The following is an 18665-nucleotide window of genomic DNA, read 5'->3' on the forward strand; positions in this document are numbered from 1 at the left end:
TACAATAACTTCTCCATCAGGTTGTTCACGGCTATCTGCTCTGCGCTCAAGCCGCCTACTCTGTTTCCAGCCCCTTTTTTGGGAAAGCGGAAACGTCTGAAATTAGTGATTCTGATATTTCTTGGTACGTCTCGTCGGAGCCGTATTTGCCGGATCGTCCGGCCAGACATGCTTGGGGTAACGCCCCTTCATCTCTTTTTGCACGTCGCGGTAGGTGCCTTGCCAGAATGCCGCTAAATCTCGCGTAATCTGTAGTGGACGCTGCGCGGGGGACAAAAGTTCCAATACCAGCGCCACACGCCCTTCCGCCAACAGCGGGCTCTGCTGCTCACCGAACATTTCTTGCATCCGCACCGACAGCACCGGTGGCTTATCGTCATAATAGGCGATAGGCAAGCGACTGCCGCCGGGGGCCGTATAGTGCGTGGGCAATGCGCTATCCAGCCGCTGGCGCAGCGACCAGTCCAACAGTCGCAGCAGCGCATCGCTCAAATTAATCTGGTGCAGCGCCCGTAAATCACGCACGCCAGCAAGTGACGGCAGTAACCAGACTTCCAGCGTTGCCAGCAGCGTTTCCTCGTCCACTCGCGGCCAGTCAACTTCCGGCAACCACTGGTGCGCGCACTGTAGCCGGGCGCGTAACTGCAACGCCGCAGCATCCCAGTTTAATGCATCAATCCCCTGCTCCAGAATCCAGGATAACATCGCCTGCTGTAGTGCCTCATCGGAAGGCTTGTTCAGCGGGCGCGTTCGCAGAGTCAGACAACCTATCTGGTCGCGCTGGCTGGCGCGCAGAGTACCCTTTTCTTCGTCCCAGTGCACCACGTTACGTTCATTTATTAATCCAGGTAACCGCCGTTCCAGCCGTTCAATATCCAGCGGCAACGCCAGCAGGATCCGTGCCTCTGCGCTTTGCTTGTTTTGCACTAATCGATCGTTCTGTAGCAACGCCGGGGTCAGCAGCCACTCCGTACCTGACAGTGCTTCATCGGCCGACATCATCGCGCCGCTGCCGTTAGCAAGCTGGTAGCGGCCATCCTGACTACGCCGCCGGGCGATGCGGTCGGGGAAAGCCTGTGCCAACAGCCAGTCGGCGTCGCCGCCGTTAATACGTCCCGAGGTCGTCGATAAACGACGCGTCAGCTGTTTTGCCCGCCGCAACCAGTGTGGCAATGGGCGATGCAGCCAATCAGCCAGATTGATCGACCCGCTACGCGGCGGCTCTTCGAGTATCGCCGCCAGACATCCGGCCGTGGCCAATGCATCTGAACTTTGCTGTGAGGCGGCATACAGCATCGTCGCCAGTCGGGCATCGCAGCCTAACGCGGCTATTTTCCGCCCCTCGGCGGTTAACCTACCCTGCTCATCGGTAATACCAAGCTGGCGCAGCAGTTGACGTGCGGCATAAAGCGCAGGGGCTGGCGGGGTATCCAGCCAGGTTAACTGCGTCACATCAGTGCAGCCCCACTGTAATAAATCCAGCCAGATGCTGCTTAAATCGCTATTCAGTATCTCGGCTTCACTCTGCGCCGCCGCGCGTTCTGCCTGTTCGCGAGAGCATAAATGCCAGCATATACCGGGGCTTAAACGTCCGGCACGTCCAGCGCGTTGCACCATCGACGCCTGACTGATTCGCTGCGTCATCAGTCGGGTGACACCGCTTTTCACATCAAAGCTGGCTACACGCTCAAGGCCGCTATCCATCACCAGCCGGATACCTTCAATCGTCAGGCTGGTTTCGGCAATATTGGTGGCTAACACCACCTTACGGCGGCCCGGTTCCGCGGGCAGAATCGCCTTTTGCTGCTCCGCCAGCGTCAACGCACCATATAAAGGACAAAGATCTGTCTCGCTCGACACGCTATTTTCCAGCAGCGCCTGCACACGGCGAATCTCCGCGACGCCGGGCAAAAACAGCAGCAGCGAACCAGCTTCTTCACTGAGCAAACGCCGTACCTGTCGCGCAACGCCCTCTTCTAAACGCTCCTGATTGTTCAATGGCGCATAACACCGCTCTACCGGATAGCTGCGACCTTCGGAAACCACGCAGACGGCTTCCGGCAGCAGCGCCGCCAGCCGCGCATTGTCGAGCGTGGCGGACATAATCAGCAGCTTTAAGTCTTCACGCAGCCCTTGTTGCACATCGAGCAACAGCGCCAATGCCAAATCGGCCTGCACGCTGCGCTCGTGAAATTCATCAAGGATGATTAGCGCCACGCCTTGCAGTTCCGCATCCTGTTGCAGCAAACGAGTCAGCATGCCTTCGGTGACGACTTCCAGCCTCGTAGCATCACTCACGCAGCTTTCCGACCGCATGCGATAGCCTATGGTTTTCCCCGGTTCTTCCCCTAGCTGCTGCGCCAGCCTCCAAGCCACGCTCTTTGCCGCCAGACGGCGTGGCTCCAGCATGATGATGCGCCCGTTCACATTGCCCTGTTGTAGCAACTGCAACGGCAGCCAGGTCGATTTCCCTGCCCCCGTTGGCGCATTAAGCAGCACCTGGGGCGCGGTATGTAGCGCCGTTATCACATCATCCAGCACGGCGCTAACGGGCGGTAAAATCACAGACATCTCCGTATAAGGTTAACTTTCAGCGGCGAGCATTGTAGCATCTGGATGAATGCAGCATCTGATGGAATCAGAACAGAGAGATCGCCATGTCAGCCACCCGCCGCCTGTTTTTTGCCTTATCACTGCCAGAAGCTACACAGCAAGAGATTATCCGCTGGCGTGCCGAACACTTCCCTCTGGAAGCGGGTCGTCCGGTCGCCTCCGCGAATCTTCATCTGACGCTGGCATTTTTGGGCGATGTCAGCGAGCAAAAAGCGCAGGTCTTACAGACATTGGCGAGCCGCATCCGTCAGCCCGCTTTTTCCCTTACGCTGAATGACGCTGGACACTGGCCGCGTCCCGGCGTGGTCTGGCTGGGCTGCCGTCGTGCACCGCGTGGGCTGTTACAGTTGGCGGAACTGCTGCGTTCTCAGGCCGCGCGCAACGGCTGCTATCAAACAGCCTTGCCGTTTCACCCACACATTACGTTATTACGTGGCGCGACCCGCCCCGTTGCGATTCCCCCCGCCACCTTTAGCTGGCAGGTCGACATGACGCACTTTTCACTTTACGAGTCACTTTTCGATAATGGTAAAACCCGCTATCAGCAGTTGGAAAGCTGGTCATTTATTAAATAAGTAGTCGAGTGGATAAACAAAAAAACAGGATACACATGGACTATACCCCACGCTTACAACCCGCCCGGTTGATTAAACGTTACAAACGTTTTTTGGCCGATGTCGTAACCCCAGAAGGCGAGACGCTCACGCTGCACTGTGCCAATACCGGTGCGATGACAGGCTGTGCAACGCCCGGCGATACCGTCTGGTACTCCACATCGGATAACCCTAAGCGCAAGTACGCCCAGAGCTGGGAACTGACTGAAACACAACAAAATCACTGGATTTGTGTCAATACTCTGCGTGCCAACACATTATTGTACGAAGCCTTATTGGAAAATCGCATAGAAGAGTTGGCGGGCTACCCAGACGTAAAAACGGAAGTAAAATACGGTACGGAAAATAGCCGAGTCGACCTGCTTTTACAGGCGCCGGACAGGATTGACTGCTATATTGAGGTGAAATCTGTCACATTATTGCAACATGAATGTGGTTACTTTCCGGATGCGGTTACACTCAGAGGGCAAAAGCATCTGCGTGAGCTGCAACAGATGGTTTCCAATGGAAAACGCGCAGTCCTTTTTTTCGCCGTGCTCCATTCAGGCATCCAGCAGGTTTCTCCCGCTCGGCATATTGATTCACGCTATGCGGAATTATTTATCGAAGCACAACAGGCTGGGGTTGAAATTTTATGTTACGGCTCCATATTAGGCCCTGACGGTATTAAATTGACGCATAAGCTACCGTTGTTGGGATGACGTACCAACATGGCATAACACGCCGAACGTACCACCAAAGGCGTAACACATTGTTTCTTATTTAATGTATACCCTAAATAATTCGAGTTTCAGGAAGGCGGCAAGAGAAGGAATCTCGATGAGCTTACTCAAGTAAGTGATTCGAGTGACTGACAAATCTGCCAGAGGCAGATTTGAACGCTGCTTGCAGCGGCCCCTACGGGGCGAGGTCCACGCAAGTGGGCCGAGTATCGTAGCCAACGCAGATGCAACTTGAAGTATGACGGGTTAAGCAGGTTGTTCCTCACACTTTATCAGGCCGGTGTCAGGAAGCATTGCCAACCCCATCTTCATCTGCTATTTATAGCGGCCTGTTTTTTCCCCCCTTGGGGGCCGATATACCCAGATAGCTGAAGTTATGGCCAACAACGCCGCAACTTCACTGCATAAAAGGGTATTATGCGTGTCGTGTTATGTAGGAGAAGCAACATGCAAGAAGGGCAAAACCGTAAGACATCTTCTCTGAGCATTCTCGCAATTGCCGGAGTAGAGCCGTACCAGGAGAAGCCGGGCGAAGAGTATATGAACGACGCTCAGCTGGCTCATTTCAAGCGTATTCTTGAAGCATGGCGCAACCAACTCATGGATGAAGTGGATCGTACGGTATCGCACATGCGCGATGAAGCCGCTAATTTCCCCGATCCCGTGGATCGCGCAGCGCAGGAAGAAGAGTTCAGTCTCGAACTGCGTAACCGTGACCGCAAGCTGATCAAGAAAATCGCCAAAACGCTGGTGAAAATCGAAGATGAGGATTTCGGATTCTGTGAATCCTGTGGCGTCGAGATTGGCATCCGCCGTCTGGAAGCCCGTCCGACCGCCGATCTGTGTATCGACTGCAAAACGTTGGCAGAGATACGCGAAAAGCAAATGGCAGGTTAATTTTCCTGTCCAGAATCGGCTCCTGCCCATCGCAGGGGCCGGCTCTAGATACTCTACCGCTGATGAATGATGTTCATCACTCTATCTTCTGTCTGGATAAAACGCTGACGAGATAGCACCAACCTCTTATGTCTGGAACAACTGGTTTCACGGAAACGCATCGTTACGTCGGGCGTTTTGCTCCCTCTCCTTCTGGTGACCTGCATTTTGGCTCACTGATCGCCGCACTGGGTAGTTATCTGCAAGCTCGTTCCCAACAAGGGCGCTGGCTGGTACGTATTGAAGACATCGACCCGCCACGGGAAATTCCCGGCGCCGCCTCCCGTATCCTTGCACAATTAGACCATTACGGCCTGCACTGGGATGGTGAAGTGATTTACCAGTCACAGCGGCATGGGCGTTACCGCGAGATTCTGCAGCAGCTTCAACAGCAGGACATGAGCTACTACTGCACCTGTACGCGTAGCCGTATTCAGCAGCTAGGTGGGCACTATGACAGCTATTGTCGAACGCGTAACCTGCCCTCCGATAACGCCGCACTACGCCTGCGCCAGACAACGCCGGTATTTTACTTTCACGATAAATTGCGTGGCGAGCTGTATGCCGACACGGCACTCGCGCAGGAAGATTTTATTATCCACCGCCGCGATGGGCTGTTTGCCTATAATCTGGCCGTCGTGATCGACGATAACGATCAGGGTATTACGGAGATCGTGCGCGGTGCCGATCTGATCGAACCGACAGTGCGGCAAATTTCGCTCTATCAGCAGTTGGGCTACGCGATTCCTACCTACGTTCATCTGCCGCTGGTGCTAAATACCGAGGGAAATAAACTTTCCAAGCAGAATCATGCACCGGCGCTGCCGAATAGCGATCCGCGTCCCATGCTGCTGGCTGCACTGCAATTCTTGAACCAACCGCTGCCGGAGAACGGTCAGGATATGACGCTTTCCAACCTTCTGGCCTGGTCTGTCGCGCACTGGTCCCTTGATGTTGTCCCGTTACAGGCGGCAATAAACCCGTCCGCGATCACATCGGCATTCTCAAAGGGGCATTGGTGAGCTATGATTAGCCGCTATTTTTAGTGACGCACTATCCTTGGCCGTCACACTTGCAGGCCGTCGCTGGGTCGACGTCAAAAACGTTTCCCAGAAATTTTTTGCTGTGCCGTTGATTTATCCATCACTATCGAGGTGTATTATCTTTTCCCGAGTTGCTAATTTTTGTCGTAAGGTACTGAATCGTGAGAACGAAATGGTCGAATCAGAGGAACCGCGCCAGCATATGACGGTGATTCCGCGTGACCAACATACTATTTCACGCAGCGATATCAGCGATAACGCGCTGAAAGTACTTTATCGCCTGAACAAAGCGGGCTACGAGGCTTATCTGGTTGGCGGCGGCGTACGCGACCTGCTTCTGGGCAAAAAGCCGAAAGATTTTGATATCACCACTAACGCCACTCCCGATCAGGTGCGCAAGTTATTCCGCAACTGTCGTTTGGTCGGGCGTCGTTTCCGTCTCGCCCACATCATGTTCGGGCCAGAGGTGATTGAAGTTGCCACGTTCCGTGGTCACCACGAACAGCATCAGGAACAGCAAGAAGTCAAAAACTCCTCTCAGCAGGCCCAAAGTGGCATGCTGTTACGCGACAATATTTTCGGTTCCGTTGAAGAAGACGCTCAGCGCCGCGATTTCTCGATCAATAGCCTCTATTACAGCATTTCTGATTTCAGCGTACGTGACTATACCGATGGCCTGAACGATCTGCGTCAGGGCGTCATCCGTATGATTGGCGATCCTGAAACGCGCTACCGTGAAGATCCGGTGCGTATGCTGCGCGCCGTTCGTTTCGCCGCTAAGCTGAACATGACGGTCAGCCCGGAAACCGCTGAGCCGATTCCTCGTCTGGCCTCATTGCTGCACGATATCCCTGCGGCGCGCATGTTTGAAGAGTCTCTGAAGCTGCTTCAGTCAGGCTATGGCTACCCAACCTATAAAATGCTGTGTGAATACCAGCTTTTCCAGCCGCTTTTTCCGCTGCTGAGCCGCTATTTCACACCAAACGGTGATTCCACGCTGGAACGCATGGTTGCACAGGTACTGAAAAATACCGATCAGCGTCTGCAAAATGACATGCGGGTCAATCCGGCGTTTTTGTTTTCCGCCATGCTGTGGTATCCGCTGGTTGAGCATGCACAAAAGCTGGCTCAGGAAAGCGGGCTGGCTTACTTCGATGCCTTCTCGCTAGCGATGAACGATGTACTGGATGAACAGTGCCGTTCTCTGGCGATCCCTAAACGCATTACTTCTTTAGTTCGTGATATCTGGCAGTTACAAACGCGGCTGTCTCGCCGTCAAGGTAAACGCGCTTATAAGCTGATGGAACATCCTAAATTCCGCGCCGCGTATGACTTGCTTTGCCTGCGTGCCGAAATCGAAAACCATCAGGAGCTGCTGCGCCTGGCTCAGTGGTGGGGTGAATTTCAGGTAGCCGCACCGCCACGTCAGCAAAATATGCTGAAATCGCTGGATGACGGCCCGACGCCACATCGTCGTTCCCGCCCTCGTCGACCGCGTAAACCGACAACAGCACGTAGAGATCCAGCCTAATGACGCGCGTGTATCTGGCGCTGGGCAGCAATCTTGCCCAGCCTTTGCAACAGGTGCGCGCGGCATTGTCTGCGCTAGATGCGATTCCACATACGCACGTCGTTTGCTGCTCCTCGTTTTATCGTAGCCGCCCGCTTGGCCCACAGGATCAGCCAGACTACCTCAATGCCGTTGTTGAACTGGAAACCGCATTAGCGGCAGAATCGCTGCTCGATCACACACAGGCCATAGAGCTGGAACAAGGTCGCGAACGCAAGGAACATCGCTGGGGTCCACGCACGTTGGATCTGGACATTCTGCTGTTCGGCGATGTCGTCATCCAGACCGAGCGTCTGACCGTGCCGCATTACGACATGAAGAATCGTGAATTCATGCTCTACCCGCTCGCGGAAATCGCCCCTGAACTGGCATTCCCCGACGGCGACACACTCGCCCAGCGGTTAACCCATGTCGACCGCAACGGTCTGACTTTATGGGATAATAGAAAGTGGGATAATCAACGCTGGGATGACGAGAAGCTGACCGGAACACTCGACCACTAATAATTCCCCCCATCTACAACTTGAAGTGCGACGGGTATATCGCTACACGTCGGCTTACATTAGAATGTCCCCCTCAATTCTTCGCCCTATTGACATAGGAAGACCGTCATGAAACCGACGACTATCTCCCACTTGCGCCAATGGAAACAAGAGCAGCGAAAATTCGCTACGATTACTGCTTACGACGCCAGTTTCTCTCGCCTGTTTTTCGAGCAAGGGATCCGCGTGATGCTGGTGGGTGACTCACTGGGAATGACCGTACAGGGTCACGATTCCACCTTGCCCGTGACCACAAACGATATCGTTTACCACACGCAGTGTGTCCGCCGTGGCGCACCGCTGGCTCTGGTTCTCTCCGATATGCCTTTTATGACCTATGCCACGCCGGAACAAACATTCAGTCAGGCCGCAGAACTGATGCGTGCCGGTGCGAATATGGTGAAGCTGGAAGGCGGAAGCTGGCTTGCCCCGACGGTAAAAATGCTGACCGAACGTGCCGTGCCGGTGTGCGGTCATCTGGGTCTGACGCCGCAGTCCGTTAACATCTTCGGCGGCTATAAAATTCAGGGCCGGAGCGAAAGCGATGCCAATCAACTGCTGGCCGATGCCCTTGCGCTTGAAGAAGCCGGAGCGCAACTGCTTGTGCTGGAATGCGTGCCTGTCGCACTGGCGAAACGCGTAACGGAAGCGCTGTCGATTCCGGTGATCGGCATTGGCGCAGGCAACGTGACCGACGGACAAATTCTGGTCATGCATGATGCCTTCGGCATTACCGGCGACAACACGCCTAAGTTTGCCAAGAACTTTCTGGCACCCAGCGGGGGTGATATCCGCGCGGCAGTGCGTTTGTATGCACAAGAAGTCGAACAGGGCATCTACCCAGCCGAAGCGCATTCATTTCATTAAAGAACAATCGTTTCATTAAAAAACGAGCATTCCGTTAATCGGGCTATTTTTTAGGAGTACGAGTGTGTTAATAATCGAAACCCCTCTGCTGCTGCGCCGCGAAATCCGTCGCTGGCGTCAGGAAGGGAAACGCATTGCTTTAGTGCCCACCATGGGTAATTTGCATGACGGGCACATGACGCTAGTCGATGAAGCCAGAGCGCGTGCCGATATCGTTATTGTCAGCGTTTTTGTCAATCCTATGCAGTTTGAGCGGCCAGATGATTTAGCCCGCTACCCCCGGACGTTGCAGGAAGACTGCGAGAAATTGAATCGCCGCGGTGCCGATCTGGTTTTCGCACCGAGCCCGGATGTGATATACCCCAATGGACTGGAGTCGCAAACGTTTGTCGATGTGCCCGGCCTGTCTTCCCTGTTGGAAGGTGCCAGCCGTCCCGGTCATTTCCGGGGCGTTGCGACCATCGTCAGCAAGTTGTTCAATCTGGTACAGCCGGATGTCGCCTGCTTCGGCGAGAAAGATTACCAGCAGCTAGCGCTGATTCGGCAGCTTGTACGCGATATGGGCTATGACATTGATATTATTGGTGTCCCAATCGTACGTGCAAAAGACGGTTTGGCATTGAGTTCACGTAATGGGTATCTCAGTGCGGAAGAACGCCAGCGGGCACCGCATGTTTATCAGGTGATGATGGACATGGCGACACAGTTGGACAACGGCGATCGTCAGATAGACACATTGCTGGAACAGGCGGCAGACAAGCTGCGTGAAGCGGGCTTTACGCCTGATGAACTGTTTATCCGCGATGCTGATACGCTGCAACCGCTGAGCGCGGCCAGCACACGAGCAGTGATTTTGATGGCTGCCTGGTTAGGCAAGGCCAGATTGATTGATAACCACCAGGTCGATTTGACTGTATGAACCGAGGTAACAAAGCGATGATACGTACCATGCTGCAAGGCAAGCTGCACCGGGTCAAAGTGACTCAGGCCGACTTGCATTATGAAGGCTCTTGCGCCATCGATCAGGATTTTATGGATGCCGCTGGCATTCTGGAATACGAAGCGATTGATATCTACAACGTTGATAACGGTCAGCGTTTCTCGACCTACGCCATTGCGGGCGAAAGAGGCTCACGCATTATCTCCGTGAACGGTGCCGCCGCTCGCCTTGCCTGCGTGGGCGACAAACTGATTATTTGCTCCTACGTGCAGATGTCCGACGAACAAGCCAGAAGCCACAGCCCGAAGGTTGCCTATTTCTCTGGCGATAACGAGCTGCAACGTCAGGCAAAAGCGATTCCGGTTCAGGTCGCCTGATCGCTTTAGATAAGCAAAAGGCGGTGTTACCACCGCCTTTTCATTTACAGCGTTTACACACTACGTCCGTAACCCGCGACCGCGTTCAATCAGCCACCAAACCAGCAGATAAAACACCACAATAAAGGCAATCAGCACCGACATTGTGAACAGCAACGGTACATCCTGAATTCCGAGGAAACCGTAGCGGAAGCCGCTAATCATGTACACTACTGGGTTCAGCTTGGAAACGGCCTGCCAGAACGGCGGCAGCAGCGTCAGTGAGTAAAACACCCCACCCAGATAGGTCAGCGGCGTTAACACAAATGTCGGAATCAGGCTGATATCATCAAACGTTTTCGCAAAGACCGCATTCAATAAGCCCGCCAGCGAGAACAGCGTCGCCGTCAGCAACAGCGTTAGAACGATGATCCACCAGGCATGAACATGCAGCGGGACGAAGAACAGCGACACCGCCGTCACCAAAACCCCAACACACAGACCACGCGCGATCCCGCCGCCAATATAACCCGCAATAATCACATGGGTCGGAACAGGCGCGACCAGCAGTTCTTCAATATTGCGTTGAAATTTGGCGCTGAAAAAGGAAGAAGCGACGTTGGCATAGGCGTTGGTAATCACCGCCATCATGATCAGACCCGGCACGATAAACTGCATGTAGGTAAAACCGTGCATTTCCCCAATACGTGAGCCGATCAGGTTGCCAAAAATAATGAAATATAGCGTCATGGTGATCACTGGCGGCACCAGCGTCTGAATCCAGATACGCCCAAATCGAGTGACTTCTTTCACCCAGATACTCTGTAGTGCTACCCAATACAAGTGCATCATGCCTTTTCTCCCTTACCGTTCGTCCCGTCCCCATTAACCAACGTGACAAACAGCTCTTCCAACCGGTTCGCTTTATTACGCATACTTAATATCGTTATCCCCTGCGCACTGAGCTGGCTGAATAACGCGTTCAGACCTTGCTCGCGCATCACATCCACTTCCAGCGTTGACGTATCCATCAGGCGGAACGCATAGCCTTCAAGCTGTGGCAGCGGGCTTTTCGCCGCCAGATCGAAAATAAACGTTTCTGACTTAAGCTGAGCAAGAAGCTGCTTCATCGAGGTGTTCTCCACCAGCTCACCCCGCTGAATGATCCCGATGTTGCGACACAGCATTTCCGCTTCTTCCAGATAGTGCGTCGTCAAGATAATCGTGGTGCCCTGAGCGTTCAGCTCCTTCAAAAAGCCCCACATGGAACGACGTAATTCGATATCCACGCCCGCAGTCGGTTCATCAAGAATCAGCAGCTTAGGCTCATGCATTAACGCACGCGCAATCATCAGGCGACGCTTCATCCCGCCGGACAACATCATCGCTTTTTCGTTACGTTTCTCCCACAGATCCAGCTGTTTCAGGTATTTTTCGGCACGCTGCAACGCGTCCTGACGTTTCACGCCATAATAGCCGGCCTGATTAACCACAATCTGTAATACCGTTTCAAAGGGATTGAAGTTAAATTCCTGCGGGACCAACCCCAGTTGGCGTTTCGCATTCACTTTGTCCAGCTCAAGGTCATAGCCGAAGACGCGAACTTTACCGGCCGTTTTATTCACCAGCGAGCTGATAATCCCAATCGTGGTCGATTTTCCCGCGCCATTTGGTCCCAGAAGCGCATAGAAATCCCCCGCTTCCACGTTCAGGTCGATCCCCCGTAACGCTTTGACGCCTCCCGAATAGGTTTTGGTGAGTTGCGCCAGTTCCAGTGCATATGTCATAAGAAATGGATTGCCTTATTATCAGTGAGTTCTACAGGTTCAAAGTGTGACAAATATATACTCTAAATAATTCAAGTTTCAGGAAGGCGGCAAGAGAAGGACAAATTCGTCGGGAACGAATTTGACCAGCCAACGGCTGGCCTCCGGTGAGAGACAGGATGTCTCTCATTTCATCCCGATGAGCTTACTCAAGTAAGTGATTCGGGTGAGTGAACGCAGCCAACGCACATGCAACTTGAAGTATGACGAGTATAAACTATCGTTTTTCAAACGACGCATGTTGCCTTATATTACTCCTCACTGCCCCTTGTTTGTTACAGGTCATTTACTTTCATGAAAGAAATTGAAACGCTCATCGCGAACAACCAGCTTTGGTCTAAAACGATGGTGGAAGAGGATCCTGGCTATTTTGAACGTCTGGCGCAGGCACAACGTCCCCGTTTTCTATGGATTGGATGCTCGGACAGTCGCGTACCTGCGGAAAGTCTGACCAGCCTTGAGCCTGGTGAACTGTTTGTTCACCGCAACGTCGCCAATCTGGTTATTCACACCGACCTCAATTGCCTGTCTGTCGTGCAATATGCCGTCGAAGTTCTCGAAGTCGAACATATCATTATCTGCGGCCACTACGGCTGCGGCGGTGTTCAGGCTGCGGTGGAAAACCCAGAATTGGGTTTGATTAACAACTGGCTGCTGCATATCCGTGATTTGTGGTACAAGCATAGTTCGCTGCTGGGGGAATTGCCTCCCGAACAGCGGCTGAATACGCTCTGTGAAATCAACGTTGTCGAGCAGGTTTACAACCTCGGCCACTCCACCATCATGCAGTCCGCCTGGAAGCGTGGGCAGAAAGTTACGATCCACGGTTGGGTTTACGGTATTCAGGATGGCCGTCTGCGCGATCTGGAAGTGACCGCGACCAACCGGGAGACGCTGGAACAGCGTTATCGCCGCGCGATTTCTACCCTGTCTTGATTCGCTGCCTGACGCCCACTCGCTGGGCGTCGCTCACGGCATCAGCCTTATCTGGTACGCTATTCCTGTGGAACAACCTTGCCGACGTAAGGTAAATGGCGATAGTGCTGGGCATAGTCGATGCCGTAACCCACAACAAACTCATCAGGGATCGAGAATCCAACCCACTCGACTTTCACCGCCACTTCACGGCGCTCTGGTTTATCCAGCAGCGTACAGATAGCCAGTGATTTCGGCTCACGCAGTTGCAGAATTTCCCGCACCCTGCTCAGCGTATTGCCCGAGTCGATAATATCTTCAACGATCAATACGTCTTTGCCGCGAATATCCTCATCCAGATCTTTCAGGATCTTAACATCGCGCGTACTGTTCATACCGCTGCCATAGCTGGATGCCGTCATGAAATCCACTTCGTGAGGGACATCGATCGCTCGGCATAAATCGGCCATAAAGATAAACGATCCGCGCAATAGCCCCACCAGTACCATATCGCTGCCGCTATCACGGTAGTGTTCGCTAATCTGTTGCCCCAGTTCGGTAACCCGCGCCATCACTTCCTGCTCAGAAATCATGACTTCCACGGTATGTTTCATCATACTGATAACTCTTTGAAGTAAGGTATTCAGCACCATCGGCAAAATGACAAACTCATTATCGATGATGCGCCAATGCTGACGTTTGAATCAGTCTGGGCAATGCCCAAGCGCGCGAAGTATATCAGAAACCACACCATGAAGGAGACACCATGAGTACACCACCAGTGGATGTTTGCTACAAAGTGAATGCCCCGCTTTCCAGCCAGCAGTTCATTGAGCTGTTGGCGAAAACTTCATTGGGGCCGCGCCGCCCGCTGGATGATGAAACAGCAATTGCAGGTATGCTTAAGCACGCCAACCTGCTGGTTTCCGCGTGGCAAGGGGAGACGTTGGTTGGGATCGCGCGCAGCGTGACGGATTTTCATTTTTGCTGTTATCTGTCCGATCTCGCGGTGTCAGAGGACTATCAGCATGCGGGAATAGGTAAGAAGCTGATTCAACAAACCGCTCAACAGCTTGAAAAAGGCTGCAAAATTATTTTGCTGGCCGCGCCGCTGGCGGTGGATTACTACCCGAAGTTAGGGTTTGAAAAGCACAATAGCACCTGGCTCATGCCAGCGGCAGATCTGCACGAGGCGTAATCATTGCTTTTCAGGGCCGTCAGCCGGACCGCTGGCGGCGGGTAAAGCAGGATACAAGACCGGAGGATCCGTCTTAATGCTTAAACGCACCTGCTGTCCTGGCTCAAACCAGTTGCCGGTCTGCACCAGCAGCAGCAGCTCTCCCATCTTCACCCGATACAAGTTTGATGTGCCCATAAATAGCCTATCTTCGATCGACGCCGGGCCATCGGGATCGAGTGCCAACGCCACGTCAGCCGGACGTACCATCCAGTCGCATTGTGAATCCATCGGCTGATTGAGCGGATGTGTCGCCTGATGATCGCCCAATGGGCTTTGCCATTGATGGTCGCTCATAATTTTCACAGGCAAATAGTTTGTATTCCCCATAAAATCAGCGACAAAGCGGCTATTCGGCCGATGGTACAGCTCGGAGGGATAGCCCTGCTGCATAATTTTCCCTTCATCCAGCAGAATCAGATGGTCGGCGCAGGCAAAAGCCTCCTCTCGGCTGTGCGTGGCAAAAACCGCCGCGACATGGCGCTGTTTGAGAACCTGCCGTAATTCGGTGATCAAGCGGTAGCGAGTCTGGCTGTCCAGCCCTGGGAAGGGTTCATCCAGCAACAGTAGTTTCGGTTCACAGGCTAACGCGCGGGCAATCGCCAAACGCTGTTGCTGTTCATTCGATAGCTCGTGTGGATAGCGCGCGGCGACATCATCCAGTTGCAAGAGCGTCAACATCTCGGCACAGATTGGCTTCACCTCGCTTTCCGGGCGGCCATATAAACCAAACGCAATATTGCCTTCCACCGTCAGATGCGGAAAGAGCGCATAGTCCTGAAAAATCAGGCCAACCTGACGCAGCTCAGGCAGGACGTATTCTTGCGGTGAGCTGACAGGCTCACCCTCCAGCAAAACCTTGCCCTGAGTAATCGGCAGCAGGCCTGCGATCACCTGTAATAGTGCCGTTTTACCGCAGCCATTCCTGCCCAGCAGGCAAATCGTCTCATCATCGCGCACAGCAAAGGAGATATTCTCCAACACGGGAGACTGCTGTAGCGTACAACTTACCGCCTGAACGCTCAGAATATCTATCGACGCAGCCATGTCATTATCCTTTTATATTCAGTGCGCGATTCAGCCAGAAAACAGGGATTAGCCCCACCGCCACCAGCACCAATGCAGGAAAGGCAAATGACGCTACTTGCTCACTCGCCGTAAAGCGGAAAACATACGTTGCCAACGTATCAACCCCGAAAGGACGCAGCAGCAGCGACACATTCAGCTCTTTCATACTTTCCGTAAAAATCAACAACGCCCCAATGAACAGGCTGCGGCGTAGCAGCGGGATATGCACACGTGACCAGCGGCTGAGGGGGGAAGCGCCCAGTACAAGGCTCGCGCTGTCCAGCGAACGCGGAATGGCCTCCATACTGCGTTCAAGGCTGTCCAGCATCAGACGCCCAAATTTAACGCTATAGGCGAGGATGAGAATAAACAGCGATCCCGCCAGCAAAGCCTCCGTTGGAGGTAACCCCGCGGCGCTGGCAAACAGATTAATTCCGCTATCCACCAGCGACAGCAAGGTAAACAGTCCGACAGCCAGTACCGCGCCGGGCAAAGCAAAACTCAGGCTGACTAGCCGAACCGGTGTCTGATTGGCAAATATCCCGGCCGTGCGCGTGTAGAAAATAAACGACAGCGCCATCAGCGTAATAACGGCTGTCGCGATGGCGGACGCCAACAGGCTATTCATCACTGCATGGAGGAACGCCATATCCCATACCGACAGCATGTGTCGGAGGACCAGAAATAATAGATACAACAGCGGGAACAGGAACGACAGACAAACGATTCCCCAACAGTAGCCACGTACCACCCTGCTGCGCCACCCGCTCAACACAGGCGGAACTACCTGAGAAGGATTCGCTTGAGCTTGATAAATTCTCTGCTTGCGACGCCAGAAATTAACCAGAAACATCAAGAGGAAGATCGCAGGCAAAATCAACACGCCAAGGCGTGCTGCCGCACCGAGATCGCCCTGCTGCTGCCAGATATCCAGCACCTGTGTTGTCAGGGTTGGGGTATCAAGATAAGACGCCGCGCCATAATCGCCCAATGTTTCGACCACTACTAGCGCACCACCGCAGGCAATCGCAGGCCGTGCAATAGGTAAACATAAGCGGCGGAATACCTGAGCGCGCGTCTGATTCAGTAAACGCGCTGAATGGATAAGGCTCGCGGGTTGTTTCACCAGCGCTTCGCGCACCAACAGGTAAATATAGGGATAGAGCACCAGCGCCAGCACCAGACTTATGCAGCCCAGCGAAACGGGTAGCCCAGCAACGTGGGATTCACTCCACGATGAGGCTATCTGCCACCCGCCTTCCTGCAACAACTGGGACAGATGCCGTAATACATCAGTATAAAGGTAGGCGAGCAGGAACGCGGGCATCGCGAGCGGCAGGCAAAGCGCCCATTGCAGCACGCGATGACCGGGAAAACGGTACATAGCGATAAACCAGGCGGAAGGCAATCCAAACAGTAGGCTGAAGAACAGTGTGCCAACCACGATGACCGCTGAATGTATCAGGTAGGTGGGTAACCCAATTTGCCACAGTTGGGTAAATCCCATCCCATCGGCAAAAAAAGCCTGATAAAAAACCGTTGCTAAAGGAAGCAGCAACAGTCCCGCCAACAACCAACTACTGACGCGCCAGACACCGGAGATCATAGAATAAAAACTGTATTAGATGAGATCGCTGTTATTAATAACAGAGGCTGACGGCGGCGTCATCGTATCAAACAGCGATAAATGGGCCTTAATCCTGCGATTAACCCGAGGTGATTTCCATCATCGACCGTCACTAAAATAAAAGCCAACCATTTCAATAGATTGTGATTATTCGTTTTCCGCCTTTTCGTCACTCGTTTTTTATGGCAATCCCCTAAATAATTCGAGTTGCAGGCAGACGGCGACACAGTGAATCCCCAAGAGCTTACACAAGTAAATGACTGGGGTGAGCGAGGACAAATCGGCTAAGCCGATTTGAACGCCGCTTGCGGCGCCCAGCCAGGGCGAGGCTCATAATGAGCCGAGTATTGCCAACGTACATGCAGCTTGAAGAATGACGGGGATATCAGAGGTTTCCCGTAAGAAAACTTGGAACCTCATGGGATATCTGTGATAACGTCATCTGACAACATTTGGAACAGGTTCAACCATGAAAAACTCTGCGCTGGCTCTGCTCCTGCTAAGCCTGATGAGCTTCTCTTCCGCCAGCAAGGCGCTGAATGAATTTGAAGCGGAAGATCTCGCCGATCTGACCGCGATCTTTGTTTATCTGAAAAACCACTGTGGCTATCAAGATCTGCCAAATGAACAGATTCGTCGGACACTGGTCGCATTCGCTCAGCAAAATCGCTGGGATCTCAGCAATTACAACGCTTACGATATGACGGCGATGGGTGAAGACAGCTATCGCGACCTGAGTAAAATCGCTATCCCGACGCCGAAGAAATGCCAGTCTCTGGCACGTAATTCACTCGGTCTGCTCTCCTACGCACAGTAGTTTCCCCCACCTCCGCGCTGACTGAAATTTGACCGTGCAAGCGGTAAAAGAGTCGGCTATGATGGCGCGCCAATTTTCATGGCTGTTATCGCGGAGGAAGCCCTAACATGTCCCAGAAAGAAATTTGGTATGAAACCCTACATGCCAACTTTGGTCAGTACTTTTCGGTTGATCGCGTGCTGTATCACGAGAAGACCGATCATCAAGATCTCATCATCTTTGAAAACGACGCATTAGGTCGCGTGATGGCGCTTGACGGCGTGGTGCAAACCACCGAGCGCGATGAATTCATCTATCACGAAATGCTCACCCACGTTCCCCTTCTGTCACACGGCAGCGCCAAACGCGTACTGATTATCGGTGGCGGCGATGGCGGTATGCTGCGAGAAGTCAGCCGACACCGCGGCGTCGAACATATCACGATGGTAGAAATCGATGCGGGCGTGGTGGAGTTTTGTCGCCAGTACCTGCCCAATCACAGCGCCGGTAGCTATGACGACCCACGTTTTAATCTGATGATTGATGACGGCGTTAACTTCGTCAGACAGTGCAGCGAAAAATTTGACGTCATCATTTCCGATTGCACCGACCCCATCGGCCCCGGTGAAAGCCTGTTCACCTCCGATTTCTATCAGGGCTGCGCCCGTTGCCTGAACGAAGGCGGGATTTTCGTCGCTCAGAATGGCGTGTGCTTCCTGCAACAGGATGAAGCCGTCGGCAGCCATAAAAAACTCAGCCACTATTTCAACGATGTCAGCTTTTATCAGGCAGCGATCCCGACGTATTACGGCGGCATTATGACGTTCGCTTGGGCCAGCAATAACTCGGCGCTGCGTCAGATAGATGCCACCATGCTGCGCCAACGTTTTGCGCAATCCGCTATCGCCTGTCGCTATTACACGCCTGATGTTCACATCGGCAGCTTTGCCCTGCCACAGTATCTGCTGAGCGCGCTACAGAATGCGCAATAAT

Annotated in this window: 19 protein-coding genes; 13 read left to right on the forward strand and 6 right to left on the reverse strand. The window is 53.3% G+C overall.

The genetic code is table 11. From position 1 onward, the window contains the following. Positions 1–102 precede the first annotated feature (102 nt). Entirely contained in the window at positions 103–2565 is a 2463-nt protein-coding gene (gene hrpB / locus EIP93_RS16585; protein WP_125232988.1) for an ATP-dependent helicase HrpB, read from the reverse strand. 92 nt (positions 2566–2657) lie between these two features. Between hrpB and thpR the strand changes: the two genes are divergently transcribed. The 9 genes from thpR to panD all read left to right on the forward strand — a co-directional run bounded on the left by thpR (position 2658) and on the right by panD (position 10224). Then, positions 2658–3188, forward strand: coding sequence for an RNA 2',3'-cyclic phosphodiesterase (gene thpR, locus EIP93_RS16590; RefSeq protein ID WP_125232989.1), 531 nt, complete (start codon positions 2658–2660; stop codon positions 3186–3188). A gap of 35 nt (positions 3189–3223) precedes the next feature. Then, positions 3224–3928 (forward strand): DNA/RNA nuclease SfsA, encoded by a 705-nt coding sequence (gene sfsA, locus EIP93_RS16595; RefSeq protein WP_039538981.1) that lies wholly within the window; start codon positions 3224–3226, stop codon positions 3926–3928. 468 nt (positions 3929–4396) lie between these two features. Then, on the forward strand, positions 4397–4846 hold the full coding sequence (gene dksA / locus EIP93_RS16600; RefSeq protein WP_125232990.1) for an RNA polymerase-binding protein DksA: 450 nt from the start codon (positions 4397–4399) through the stop codon (positions 4844–4846). Between the two features lie 128 nt (positions 4847–4974). After that, a complete protein-coding gene (gene gluQRS, locus EIP93_RS16605; RefSeq protein ID WP_103940745.1) occupies positions 4975–5907 on the forward strand; it encodes a tRNA glutamyl-Q(34) synthetase GluQRS in 933 nt (310 codons plus the stop codon). A 139-nt stretch (positions 5908–6046) separates the two neighbouring features. Then, positions 6047–7459, forward strand: a complete 1413-nt coding sequence (gene pcnB, locus EIP93_RS16610) for a polynucleotide adenylyltransferase PcnB (RefSeq protein WP_205076422.1) — start codon at positions 6047–6049, stop codon at positions 7457–7459. Then, complete coding sequence (folK, locus tag EIP93_RS16615) at positions 7459–8001, forward strand: 2-amino-4-hydroxy-6-hydroxymethyldihydropteridine diphosphokinase (protein ID WP_103862594.1); 543 nt, start codon at positions 7459–7461, stop codon at positions 7999–8001. The genes pcnB and folK overlap by 1 nt, the downstream gene beginning before the upstream one ends. A gap of 108 nt (positions 8002–8109) precedes the next feature. Beyond that, positions 8110–8907 (forward strand): 3-methyl-2-oxobutanoate hydroxymethyltransferase, encoded by a 798-nt coding sequence (panB, locus tag EIP93_RS16620; RefSeq protein ID WP_103862595.1) that lies wholly within the window; start codon positions 8110–8112, stop codon positions 8905–8907. A 64-nt stretch (positions 8908–8971) separates the two neighbouring features. Beyond that, positions 8972–9826, forward strand: coding sequence for a pantoate--beta-alanine ligase (gene panC / locus EIP93_RS16625; RefSeq protein ID WP_103862596.1), 855 nt, complete (start codon positions 8972–8974; stop codon positions 9824–9826). A 17-nt stretch (positions 9827–9843) separates the two neighbouring features. Further along, entirely contained in the window at positions 9844–10224 is a 381-nt protein-coding gene (gene panD / locus EIP93_RS16630; RefSeq protein ID WP_014916285.1) for an aspartate 1-decarboxylase, read from the forward strand. Between the two features lie 60 nt (positions 10225–10284). Here the strand turns inward: panD and EIP93_RS16635 are convergent, their stop codons facing one another. Together EIP93_RS16635 and EIP93_RS16640 are read right to left on the reverse strand one after the other, a co-directional pair. Further along, positions 10285–11055, reverse strand: coding sequence for an ABC transporter permease (locus tag EIP93_RS16635; RefSeq protein WP_039360891.1), 771 nt, complete (start codon positions 11053–11055; stop codon positions 10285–10287). Continuing rightward, a complete protein-coding gene (locus EIP93_RS16640) occupies positions 11052–11990 on the reverse strand; it encodes an ABC transporter ATP-binding protein (RefSeq protein ID WP_103862597.1) in 939 nt (312 codons plus the stop codon). Before EIP93_RS16640 ends, EIP93_RS16635 begins: the two co-directional genes overlap by 4 nt. 333 nt (positions 11991–12323) lie before the next feature. On the opposite strand from EIP93_RS16640, the gene can reads away from it, so the two are divergent. Next, entirely contained in the window at positions 12324–12965 is a 642-nt protein-coding gene (gene can, locus EIP93_RS16645; protein ID WP_005969011.1) for a carbonate dehydratase, read from the forward strand. Between the two features lie 59 nt (positions 12966–13024). On the opposite strand, the gene hpt is transcribed toward can, so the two are convergent. Next, positions 13025–13558 carry a hypoxanthine phosphoribosyltransferase gene (gene hpt / locus EIP93_RS16650; protein WP_011094841.1) on the reverse strand — a complete coding sequence of 178 codons (534 nt, stop codon included), beginning with the start codon at positions 13556–13558 and terminating at the stop codon, positions 13025–13027. Between the two features lie 152 nt (positions 13559–13710). On the opposite strand from hpt, the gene EIP93_RS16655 reads away from it, so the two are divergent. Then, positions 13711–14142 carry a GNAT family N-acetyltransferase gene (locus EIP93_RS16655; RefSeq protein WP_039486546.1) on the forward strand — a complete coding sequence of 144 codons (432 nt, stop codon included), beginning with the start codon at positions 13711–13713 and terminating at the stop codon, positions 14140–14142. Here the strand turns inward: EIP93_RS16655 and EIP93_RS16660 are convergent, their stop codons facing one another. Further along, positions 14143–15228, reverse strand: a complete 1086-nt coding sequence (locus EIP93_RS16660; RefSeq protein ID WP_125232991.1) for an ABC transporter ATP-binding protein — start codon at positions 15226–15228, stop codon at positions 14143–14145. A gap of 4 nt (positions 15229–15232) precedes the next feature. After that, a complete protein-coding gene (locus EIP93_RS16665; protein ID WP_125232992.1) occupies positions 15233–16855 on the reverse strand; it encodes an ABC transporter permease in 1623 nt (540 codons plus the stop codon). 490 nt (positions 16856–17345) lie between these two features. On the opposite strand from EIP93_RS16665, the gene EIP93_RS16670 reads away from it, so the two are divergent. Next, entirely contained in the window at positions 17346–17693 is a 348-nt protein-coding gene (locus EIP93_RS16670; protein WP_011094845.1) for a YacC family pilotin-like protein, read from the forward strand. Positions 17694–17800: 107 nt separating this feature from the next. After that, a complete protein-coding gene (gene speE / locus EIP93_RS16675) occupies positions 17801–18664 on the forward strand; it encodes a polyamine aminopropyltransferase (protein WP_125232993.1) in 864 nt (287 codons plus the stop codon). Position 18665 lies beyond the last annotated feature (1 nt).

Origin of the sequence: Pectobacterium versatile, assembly GCF_003932035.1 — a bacterium.
GTDB lineage: Bacteria > Pseudomonadota > Gammaproteobacteria > Enterobacterales > Enterobacteriaceae > Pectobacterium > Pectobacterium versatile.

Excerpts from the sequence above, each read along its gene's own strand:
- sfsA (WP_039538981.1), top strand. The coding sequence starts at position 3,224 with ATGGACTATACCCCACGCTTACAACCCGCCCGGTTGATTAAACGTTAC.
- dksA (WP_125232990.1), top strand. The coding sequence starts at position 4,397 with ATGCAAGAAGGGCAAAACCGTAAGACATCTTCTCTGAGCATTCTCGCA.
- EIP93_RS16655 (WP_039486546.1), top strand. The coding sequence starts at position 13,711 with ATGAGTACACCACCAGTGGATGTTTGCTACAAAGTGAATGCCCCGCTT.
- EIP93_RS16640 (WP_103862597.1), bottom strand. The coding sequence starts at position 11,990 with ATGACATATGCACTGGAACTGGCGCAACTCACCAAAACCTATTCGGGA.
- panB (WP_103862595.1), top strand. The coding sequence starts at position 8,110 with ATGAAACCGACGACTATCTCCCACTTGCGCCAATGGAAACAAGAGCAG.
- EIP93_RS16670 (WP_011094845.1), top strand. The coding sequence starts at position 17,346 with ATGAAAAACTCTGCGCTGGCTCTGCTCCTGCTAAGCCTGATGAGCTTC.
- thpR (WP_125232989.1), top strand. The coding sequence starts at position 2,658 with ATGTCAGCCACCCGCCGCCTGTTTTTTGCCTTATCACTGCCAGAAGCT.
- EIP93_RS16660 (WP_125232991.1), bottom strand. The coding sequence starts at position 15,228 with ATGGCTGCGTCGATAGATATTCTGAGCGTTCAGGCGGTAAGTTGTACG.
- folK (WP_103862594.1), top strand. The coding sequence starts at position 7,459 with ATGACGCGCGTGTATCTGGCGCTGGGCAGCAATCTTGCCCAGCCTTTG.
- can (WP_005969011.1), top strand. The coding sequence starts at position 12,324 with ATGAAAGAAATTGAAACGCTCATCGCGAACAACCAGCTTTGGTCTAAA.
- panD (WP_014916285.1), top strand. The coding sequence starts at position 9,844 with ATGATACGTACCATGCTGCAAGGCAAGCTGCACCGGGTCAAAGTGACT.
- hpt (WP_011094841.1), bottom strand. The coding sequence starts at position 13,558 with ATGAAACATACCGTGGAAGTCATGATTTCTGAGCAGGAAGTGATGGCG.
- gluQRS (WP_103940745.1), top strand. The coding sequence starts at position 4,975 with ATGTCTGGAACAACTGGTTTCACGGAAACGCATCGTTACGTCGGGCGT.
- EIP93_RS16665 (WP_125232992.1), bottom strand. The coding sequence starts at position 16,855 with ATGATCTCCGGTGTCTGGCGCGTCAGTAGTTGGTTGTTGGCGGGACTG.
- speE (WP_125232993.1), top strand. The coding sequence starts at position 17,801 with ATGTCCCAGAAAGAAATTTGGTATGAAACCCTACATGCCAACTTTGGT.
- EIP93_RS16635 (WP_039360891.1), bottom strand. The coding sequence starts at position 11,055 with ATGATGCACTTGTATTGGGTAGCACTACAGAGTATCTGGGTGAAAGAA.